10 protein-coding genes and 1 pseudogene are annotated in these 8,500 nt (G+C 63.6%); 3 read left to right on the top strand and 8 right to left on the bottom strand.

Annotated features, from left to right (window positions below; all coding sequences use genetic code 11):
• Nucleotides 1-115 (top strand): annotated as a pseudogene (locus ABLE91_RS18215) (IS5/IS1182 family transposase); the annotation flags it as partial.
• 61 nt (nucleotides 116-176) lie between these two features.
• On the opposite strand, the gene ABLE91_RS18210 reads toward ABLE91_RS18215, so the two are convergent.
• The 8 genes from ABLE91_RS18210 to ABLE91_RS18175 form a co-directional block, all read right to left on the bottom strand.
• Nucleotides 177-704, bottom strand: coding sequence for a GNAT family N-acetyltransferase (locus ABLE91_RS18210; RefSeq protein ID WP_348932981.1), 528 nt, complete (start codon nucleotides 702-704; stop codon nucleotides 177-179).
• Between the two features lie 346 nt (nucleotides 705-1,050).
• Complete coding sequence (locus tag ABLE91_RS18205) at nucleotides 1,051-1,467, bottom strand: hypothetical protein (protein WP_348932978.1); 417 nt, start codon at nucleotides 1,465-1,467, stop codon at nucleotides 1,051-1,053.
• 35 nt (nucleotides 1,468-1,502) lie between these two features.
• On the bottom strand, nucleotides 1,503-2,111 hold the full coding sequence (locus ABLE91_RS18200; RefSeq protein WP_348932976.1) for a hypothetical protein: 609 nt from the start codon (nucleotides 2,109-2,111) through the stop codon (nucleotides 1,503-1,505).
• Nucleotides 2,112-2,179: 68 nt separating this feature from the next.
• The gene (locus ABLE91_RS18195) at nucleotides 2,180-2,500 is read right to left on the bottom strand and encodes a hypothetical protein (protein ID WP_348932975.1); all 321 of its coding nucleotides are present in this window, start codon (nucleotides 2,498-2,500) and stop codon (nucleotides 2,180-2,182) included.
• A gap of 52 nt (nucleotides 2,501-2,552) precedes the next feature.
• Nucleotides 2,553-3,662 carry a tetratricopeptide repeat protein gene (locus ABLE91_RS18190; protein WP_348932974.1) on the bottom strand — a complete coding sequence of 370 codons (1,110 nt, stop codon included), beginning with the start codon at nucleotides 3,660-3,662 and terminating at the stop codon, nucleotides 2,553-2,555.
• A gap of 52 nt (nucleotides 3,663-3,714) precedes the next feature.
• Entirely contained in the window at nucleotides 3,715-4,548 is an 834-nt protein-coding gene (locus ABLE91_RS18185) for a formyl transferase (RefSeq protein ID WP_348932972.1), read from the bottom strand.
• Nucleotides 4,545-6,584: an MFS transporter gene (locus ABLE91_RS18180; protein ID WP_348932969.1), complete on the bottom strand. Its 2,040-nt coding sequence runs from the start codon at nucleotides 6,582-6,584 to the stop codon at nucleotides 4,545-4,547. The genes ABLE91_RS18185 and ABLE91_RS18180 overlap by 4 nt, the downstream gene beginning before the upstream one ends.
• A complete protein-coding gene (locus tag ABLE91_RS18175) occupies nucleotides 6,581-7,396 on the bottom strand; it encodes a hypothetical protein (protein WP_348932967.1) in 816 nt (271 codons plus the stop codon). Before ABLE91_RS18175 ends, ABLE91_RS18180 begins: the two co-directional genes overlap by 4 nt.
• A 231-nt stretch (nucleotides 7,397-7,627) precedes the next feature.
• Here ABLE91_RS18175 and ABLE91_RS18170 point away from each other — a divergent pair, with 231 nt between their 5' ends.
• Both ABLE91_RS18170 and ABLE91_RS18165 read left to right on the top strand, forming a co-directional pair.
• Nucleotides 7,628-8,050: a DUF6524 family protein gene (locus ABLE91_RS18170; protein ID WP_348932964.1), complete on the top strand. Its 423-nt coding sequence runs from the start codon at nucleotides 7,628-7,630 to the stop codon at nucleotides 8,048-8,050.
• Between the two features lie 55 nt (nucleotides 8,051-8,105).
• Nucleotides 8,106-8,492, top strand: coding sequence for a DUF6524 family protein (locus ABLE91_RS18165; RefSeq protein ID WP_348932961.1), 387 nt, complete (start codon nucleotides 8,106-8,108; stop codon nucleotides 8,490-8,492).
• Nucleotides 8,493-8,500 lie beyond the last annotated feature (8 nt).

The following is an 8,500-nucleotide window of genomic DNA, read 5'->3' as shown; positions in this document are numbered from 1 at the left end:
CCTCTGGTGTCGGCTCAAGGACTGGCGACGCATTGCTACCCGATACGACAAGCTTGCCGCCAACTACCTCGCAGGTGCCTACATTGCCGCCGTCATTGCATTCTGGTGCGATTGAGTCCCGACCCTAGCCCTCCCCCGCAAGCGGGAGAGGGAATTCTTCTCCGAGATGCCCCGGCTCAAACCGGGGCATTTTCTTTTTGCGGGGCCGGCATGCCGCGCGCGGTGCCGCTGACGCCTTCGAAAGCGCCGTCCGACAACTCCGCCACCAGCAGCCGCGCCGGGTCCACCGGGCCGGGCAGGGCGATACGCCCGTGGGGCACGTGCTTGAAGCCGAAGCGGCTGTAGTAAGGGGCGTCGCCCACCAGAACGATCAGCTTGTGCCCGGCGGCTTTGGCGGTCTCCATGGACACTTCCATCAGCCGCGCGCCGATGCCCACCGCGCGGAACGGCGGCTCCACCGTGAGCGGGCCTAGCAGCAAAGCGGGCGTCGCGCCGATTGCGATGGGGGTGAGCCGCACCGAGCCAACCATCATGGTGCCCACATGGGCGGTGAAGGACAACGCCAAGTCGTGCGCCGCCTGCTCGCGCAGCCGGAAGGCCGTGCGTGTGAAGCGCCCCGGGCCGAAGGTGCGGCGATGGAGCTTGTCGATGGGGTCGGCGTCGGCAGGTTTTTCGGGCGCGATGGCGATGGGAAGTTCGGTCATGGATGGGAACCGGGCAGGGGCGAACGGCCCGCGCCGGTGGAATGACCGGTCAGGCGGGCAGGCGAAGAGACGCGCGCGCCGGAAGGCGCTCGGTGCTCGCTCGTCGTCGCTGCGTCCTCTGGACCATAAAAACCTCGCGCCGGGCAATCTCGCCCATGCGGCCGGCCGGATAGCATGGGGGCAGGCGGGGGTCCAGTTCTATCGCGCGCCGCCGCCATGAATGAGGCCGGCAGGAACAAGGCATCGGCACAATGGGCGCCCGCCCATTGTGCCGGAAAATCGATGCCGAGACGGCGCAGGGCAACCTGAGGCCGGCGGGAATGCCCCGCCGCGGCCCCTTGTCCGCTTAGGTCTTCAGGCCGCTATTGGGCTTTGCCGGGGCGGCCGGGGTGGTGGTCGTCGGAGCACCCGGAGTCGCGGCGCTCGGAGCGGGCGGATTGGCCGCCGTCGGCGCGCCGGGCGTGGCAGTACCGGCGGAGGAGTCCGTCTTGGCGGCATCGGGCGCGCGGCGGATGATGATGTCGCCGTTCGGCATCACTTCGGGGGCTTTGTAGGGCACCACCGTCTCCACCGTGGACGAGAACAGGTTCAGGCCCTTCTGGAGATAGTCAGCCAGCGTCTTCTCCACCTTCGAGAAGGTGGACTGCTGCTGGGGCGAGGGCGAGGCCGGCTCGCCCGCCGTTTGCGCGAGGGCGAAGGACCCGCCGCCGAGGAGGATGCAGCCCGTGAGGCCGAGGGTGATGAGGCGCTTGGAATTGAACATGGCCATCTCCTGTCGTGGCGGCACCAAGGCCGTGATCAGTTGATCTTCAATACCACATGTTCGGATCGCCTGCGCGCGTTGAGAACCAGCAGCAGCAGGAAAAAGATCCAGAAATTCAGCTTGTTGACGAGCCAGCCGGCGTAAATCGTCAAATAGACCGTGGCATAGGCGCCCCAGAACACAATCAGAACGTTACGTATGGCATTGGCGGTTGCGCGGCGAGATCTATAGGCAAGGATCGGTCCATAGAAGACGAGCCCGCCGAGAAAGAGAACGATGAATCCCGCAGGGGTCGGCAGTTTGCCCGAAAGCGGCCAGACCAGGATGGCGGAGACGTCATAGGACAGGGGATTGGCCGGACCCGTGAGGAACTCGACGAAGGTGAGGTCCCATGGCCCTCCCTTGCGAAAAAGTTCGCCGGCTTCCAGCAGCTGCGCATCCACATTCTCCACCAGCAGGATGACGCCCGCCATGACCCCCACGCAGAGGGCGGAGAGTTCGACATTGGGGGTCCAGGGAAGCTGTGCGTCCTGCACCGAGTTCACAATGCGGCAGGCGACCATGAGCAAGGCGAACGGAAACGCCATGAGGAGGACCGCCTGGACGATCATGCCGAATACGCCCAGTGCCAGTTCAAGTCCCATGGTCCGCCCGTGTGGTGGAAGGCCGCTGCGGGACGCATCGGCCGGATGGTGAGTTCCGCGTCGTGATTCTAGGGCCGGCAGGCGTCCGTCCGCATTCCGGCGCCCCGATCCACGCAATCCGGGGGCGCAGGCGTCGATCCGGCGTACGTCGCGCGCGCGTCGTCCACCACCGTTGCCACCTTCAGCCCCGTCCAAACTAACATCAGGAATCCAACAAGGACAACGATTCCAATGAGGAAGAAGCGCGCGCGATAGACGATCAGCCCCACCGCGACCGCCAAGGGAAGGATGATGAATCCGACGATGAACAACTTCTCAAGCATGCGCCGCCAATCCCGATACCCAACATGGGCGGCGCCGCGGCCGGTCGCCACCGTTTCAGCGTGCACGCCCCGGTTTCTGCGAAGGCGAAATCCTCAGATCAGTGGCGGGGAGGCGTGCCTATTTCACCCCCTCTTTCTCAACTTCCAGCGCTTTGAGCGCAGCGGCGTACTCCCGCGAGATCGGGTTGATCATCAGGGCTTCCTCGAACTGGGTGCGGGCTGCGGCTTGCATGCCGACCTGCTCGTAGAGCCTCGCGAGAATGTAGCGCAGGGAAGGGTCCTCGGGAGCGATTTGCACGGCCGCCACATACTGGACGATGGCATCCTCGATTTGGCCCTGCTCGACCAGCATCTTGCCCCACGCCTTGCGGGTGATGAGGTAATTGGGGTGTATCTTCACGGCTCTGGCGAAATAGTCGTCGGCCAGAGCATATTCCTTCTTGCCCGCATAGATGATTCCAAGGTTGATCAGCGGGTAAAGGAAGTCCGGCTCCTGAAGAAGCGCGGCATTGAGGTGTCGAATGGCTTCGCGATACTGAGTTTCTTGCTGCTCAGGCGTCAAGGCCGTGTCCAGCTCGGCCTTGAGCATGTGCATGCGGCCCAAAAGACCATAAGCAAGAAAGTGCTTTTCCAAAGGTTGTGTCGCGAGAAATCTGCGAACACTCTCATGTGTCTTTGGAAAGTCGTAATCCCTGGCGGCCAGTTCCATCCGGCGATAATAAAGAGTAACAACGTATGGGTTGATGTATTCAAGTGTCTGAATGGCGCCTTGGTGGAGAATGTCGTCGATTTTGTCGGTGTCTCCGCCGATGTGCAAGAGCCTGACAGGCTCGTGTTTATCCTTGGCGTAGACCCGGATCGTAAGGGCGAGCTTGTTGTCGTTCGAGACAATTTCGCCGTTCACGTAGTATTTGATCATTCCGAGGATATTGCGGGCTCCGTTGATCAGCAGCCCGACCTCGAAGTAATCCTCGAAGGCATTGATGCCTTTCTCCACGCCCCCTTCATCGATCCTGAGCGCGGAAAGCTCCGATGCGCCGGCATAGCTCAGCGTGCGAAGATCGTCCGCGAGCCGGCGGGTGACGATGGACGAGGTAAAGCCGACGGTTTCCTGTGCTTTAGGGACATTGATCTTTTCGAGCACAACGTCTCCGCCGACGAACAGGGCCGACATGAAGACCATCGCAGCGGCCATCGCCGGCAGCGTCAGAAATCCAAAATCCAACATGTTCGCCCCTCATGAAACCAGCGCCAGCGGCAAGGCCTTCCCCGCCTTCCGCTCAGCCCGCCCCCGCCAACCTGCACTCGGACGCTCCGAACCGCCGAAGAATATCCAGATACTCATCTGCACGGATCAGAGACAGACCCGCCACCCGGAATTTTTCGAATTCCGCCGGAGTCGGATAGGTATTGGACCTTAATTTGGATTGCCTTTGCGGAACAGCGTGCGTGCTGTGTCCCTTCAACCACGACAATATGACATCTGTCACAAGGCGGTTGCCCAAGAGGTGGCTTTCGAGGTTGAGGGCGAAGGCCGTGAGCGTGGGGTCGATTGGCACTTCCCCCTCCGCCAGGATGGCGCCGGTATCGATATTGCCATCGACCATATGGACCGTGCAGCCGTGCGTGCGCTCGCCGGCGAGCATGGCAAAGAAGTGCGGATAAAGCCCCGCATAGTCCGGGACCCGCCCGGGATGGACATTGATGACACCGCGCGCGGGCGCGGCGATCAGATCAGGCGGGAACAGGAAGCTGAAGCGTGCGGAGAGGATGAGGTCGGGCGAGAAATCATCCAGCACCTTCTGAAACACTGGATCGTTGATGCCGCGCACCACGGAAAGCGCGACGCCGTATCGCGCGGCAAGGCCGGCCGGCGTCATCAAGTCGGCCGGGCGCGGATCCGCTTCCAGGAGCGGGAACAGGACCTGGAAGGGCAGATCACGCTCGTAGAGCTTCATCTGCACGAGTTCGGGAACCTGTGTCTCGATCGGGCGGGTGCGTTCGGCAAGAACCAGGTGAAGCCGGCAACCGGGGAGGGGGGCCAGCCGTTCCAGAAGATCGTTGAGAAACACCGTGGAAGTCAGGTCGCGCTTGGAGCAGATCAGAATGTTCAAGCCCGTGCCTCCCGCTTGCTGAGGAGAAGCAGGGGAGAAAGCAGCGCAATCATGCCGCCCATGATTATCAATCCAGTCACAAATCCGTATTGGTAAGAAAAAGCTGCAATAAGTAACGGGCCGATGACACTGCCGATCCGCTCCAGCATGCGCAACTCGCCGAGCAGTGTGGTCTGCCCCACCGCCTCGATCTCCGCGCGGCAGATCTGCGGCACCATCGCCACCTGGGGCGAGATGGAAATGGCATGCGCGAACGCCACTGCCACCACGGCGAGGGCGACGCCGTAAATGTCCGGCCAGAACCACAGCAGCCCCATGGCGGCGCCGGAGACGAACGTGCCCACGAAGACGAAGGAATGGATGTAGCCGTGCCGGTCCGCCATGCGGCTCAGCCAGGGGCCGGCGACGACGATCACCAGGGAATAGAGGATCATCACCCGCCCCGTTTCCGCTTCCGAGGCGCCGAGTTCGGCCAGATAGAGGGGAACGGCGTAGAACAGGAAACCGGTCAGGACGATCTTGTTCGGGATGGCGGCGAACAGGACCAGCGCCACGAAGCGCGGATTGCGCAGCACCACCCCGAGATCAGCGAGCCGGAAACCCCTCCGCTCGGCGGCGAGCGGCGCCAGGTGGCCCATCATCCGCCATGCCAGCAGCCCCGCCAGCAGGGCCAGCGCCGCGGCGCAGACGAAGACGATCCGATAGTCCAGCTGATCTGCGAGGATGCCGCCGATGGAGGTGCCGCAGATGCTCGCCGACATGAGGACGGTGACGAACACCGAAATGCCCTGGGTGCGGTCCGCGCTGCTGGTGGTCTGGACGATGAAGCCCTGGGCCGCGATGGTGCACATGGCGTAGCCAACGGCGGTGATCGCACGGGCGCCGATGAGCCCCACAAGAGTGGCGGCAAGGGCCGACCAGAGAAACCCGAGGATCGCCAGCCCGACGCCCGTAAGGAAGATGCGCCGCGGCCCGTAGCGGTCGGTCCAGGATCCCGCCAGCGGCGTCGCCAGGGCGAGGGCGAGCATGTAGATCGAAATCGGCAGGCCGATGAGGAGATCGCCGGGGGCGGACGGGATCTGGCTTTCGAGCTCGCTGATATAGAGCGGCAGGAACGCCTTCTGCAGTTCCTCGGCAATGACGAACACGAACAGCGGCAGGCGCATGTCCGTGACGGAGGGCGGGATGTCGAACGCAGCGGGGGGCGTAGCGACAAAGCCGAACCGCTCGCGCAGGTCCTTCACGCGGTCACGCAAGGTTGCGCTGCCGCTGCGTTCGGCCTTCTCTGCCAGCCGGCGGTAGCGCGCATTGAGGGCCAGCACCGTGGCGTTGAAGCTGCGGATCGCCCGGCCGATCTCGTCGCGGTGGAAATGGGTGATGCGGTGGCCGAACCGGCCGGTCCCCATGGCGGCGACAAGCTGGCCAAGGGGACCGGCCTTTCCCGAGAGCGCGATGGCCACCTCGTAGACCAGGAACAATGCAACAAGGAGGATGACGAACACGTCCTGCGCCAATGCCTGGAGCTGGGCGCGCACGAACGTCGGGTCGAGCCTGATGGCCACGGCGGCGACGGTGGTGCCGTTGAGGCGTACGGGGCTTAAGACGGCCTGAAACTCCGCGATGTCCACATGGGCGATGTTCTGGCCGCCCGCCGCCGCAAGCTCCCGCGCGGCTTGCTCCACAGGACCTCCCTTGACGGGCTGGGCACCCGAGACGTGGAGGGTCCGGCCCTGGCTGTCCATCAGGGCCACATAGAGAATCTCGGGATTTCCCGCGCGCTTCTGAGCCAGGTAGTCGGGAACGCCGACAAGCCGATCCAGCGGAATGCCACGGCTCAGGGCCCATGTAATATCCATCGCGGTGAATTCGGCGACCATCTCCGTCTTGAGGGTCAATTGCGGCTCGAGGGCCGCCTCGAACAGGCGGTTGGTTCTGAAGGAAAGGAGGGCGGCGGCGGCGATCACCAAAGTGAGGGTGATCAGCAGAATGCGCGCGCGGATCCAGCCGCCCCCGGCCCCACCGGCATCGGTGCTCACGGCGGTGCGTCCGCAAGATAGGGGGATTGCCGCTCCTCCGACTCAAGGTCGCGTTCTGCGGCCTCCAGCGCCGCGGCGGCTTCGGCGGCGGCGGCGCGGAACTGCGCTGCCGGGAGGCGCAGGGACTCGGGCAGAACGCCTCCCGGATCGCCGTCCGAACCGCCAGCCTGAAGCATGTTTGCCAGCCCCTTCAGCGGCCGATGCAGGTCGCGGGTCGCGAGCATGGTGGCGACGAGTGCGATGATCACGAACAGGGCGAAGATGGCGAGCATTTCCTCGATCTGGGCGACCCTCATGTGCGCCATGGCGCGCTGTGTTTCCGCCAGCGAATAGACCAAAGCGATACCGCCGACGCCCTTCTCGTCGCCCGTATCCAGCCTCATTCCGACTGTCGCCAGATCCTCTCCGCCAATGTGCCAGGATTTGCCGGTGGCTTGCCTTTGCGCGCTCAGCCACGCCTCCGGCACCGGCGTGCCGACGAGGGTGGGATCCGTAGCGTGGAGAATGCGTGAGGATCGGGCACTGAAAACGGCGACGCTTTCGACGCGCCGATCTTCCTCCTTGGCATTGGCGACGATCTGCTGCGCGGTGGCGACATCCTCGAGCTTGAGGCCGAGCCGAAGCGCCGCATCTATGGAATCGTGGGCGCGCTGCCCCACCAGCGCGATGCGCCGCTCGGCGATCTCGCCGTAGGTGGATGCGAACTTCCAATGGTTCAGCGTCGTGGTCAGGATGAGCACGAATGCCAGCGACAGCACGATGGCCGCAGCGATGTGCACGCTCTCACCCAGTGCGCCGAAAAGGCGCTTCATCAAATGCGTGCGGCGATGTGCGTTTATGGGCACGGCCGGCCTCGTCAAAACATCTTAGCCGGCGCGGATTTCCCGGCGAGCGGCCGCTGCTGAAAGCATGCATACTCTACTCCCCCCGAAGCACCAATAAGCTCTGCCGTAGCCACAAGCAGGGTTGGAGACCTGCTTCTCCTGTGCGAATGTCCCGGGACGTTTGGAGCGAGGGGGTTCTCGTGGGGGCGGGCCGCTCGGATGCATAGTTTCGGCATTCCCGACATCGTCGCGCGATGGCTGACCGCCACGTGCCTCGTGCTCGGCACCTACAATCCTTACGCCTTGTCGTACGTGCACTGGATCAGGGATGTTCCGGGCCAGCACTCCATGAAGGTGCTGGTGGGGGTCACCCTTCTCATCCTTCACGTGGTGGCCATCCTCTCCGCCACGCGCTCGCTCGGCATGATCGGCATCGGCCTGCTGACGGCCCTATTCGCGTCCGCCGCCTGGACCCTGATCGACCACCATGTTTTGGATGTGGAGGAGCCGCGTGTGTTCATCCTCACGCTGCTGATCATTCTCTCGACGCTCTACGGCCTCGGCATGTCCTGGTCGCATCTGCGCAACCGCATCGCGGGGCAGGTGGATTCCACGGACGTGACCCACAACTCGCCGATCTGACGCGGTCGATATGCCCCGCCTCGATACAAACCCGCCAATTCATGTTGTGCCGATGGTGGCGAAGCGCACCTTGCTGTGCGCCTTCGTGGTCCTCGCCGCCTACAATCCGAGCGGCAATTCCTACGTCCACTGGATCCTGTCCTCGGAGCACATTTCGCCGCTGCAGATCTGCATCGGGATCGCCCTGCTCACCGCGCTGGTGATCCTGACGCGCATGGCCTACCTGAGCATCAAGTATTTCGGGATCGTGGCGTTCTCGCTGTTGATCATGATGAGCATCACGTTCTGCGTCGGCCTCGGCCTCTTCGCATTCCAGGACGTGGAGATCACCGCCTATATGGTGCAGTTCTGGGCGATCATGATCCTTGGCTTCGGAAATACCTGGGCCTTCGTATGGAAGCGCATCTCGGGCGAACGCGACGTGGTGCGTTCTCCCCCGTAGCGGGCCTG

Origin of the sequence: Aquabacter albus, from assembly GCF_040049275.1 — a bacterium.
Taxonomy (GTDB): domain Bacteria; phylum Pseudomonadota; class Alphaproteobacteria; order Rhizobiales; family Xanthobacteraceae; genus Aquabacter.
This window is presented reverse-complemented; position numbering and strand designations above follow the sequence as displayed.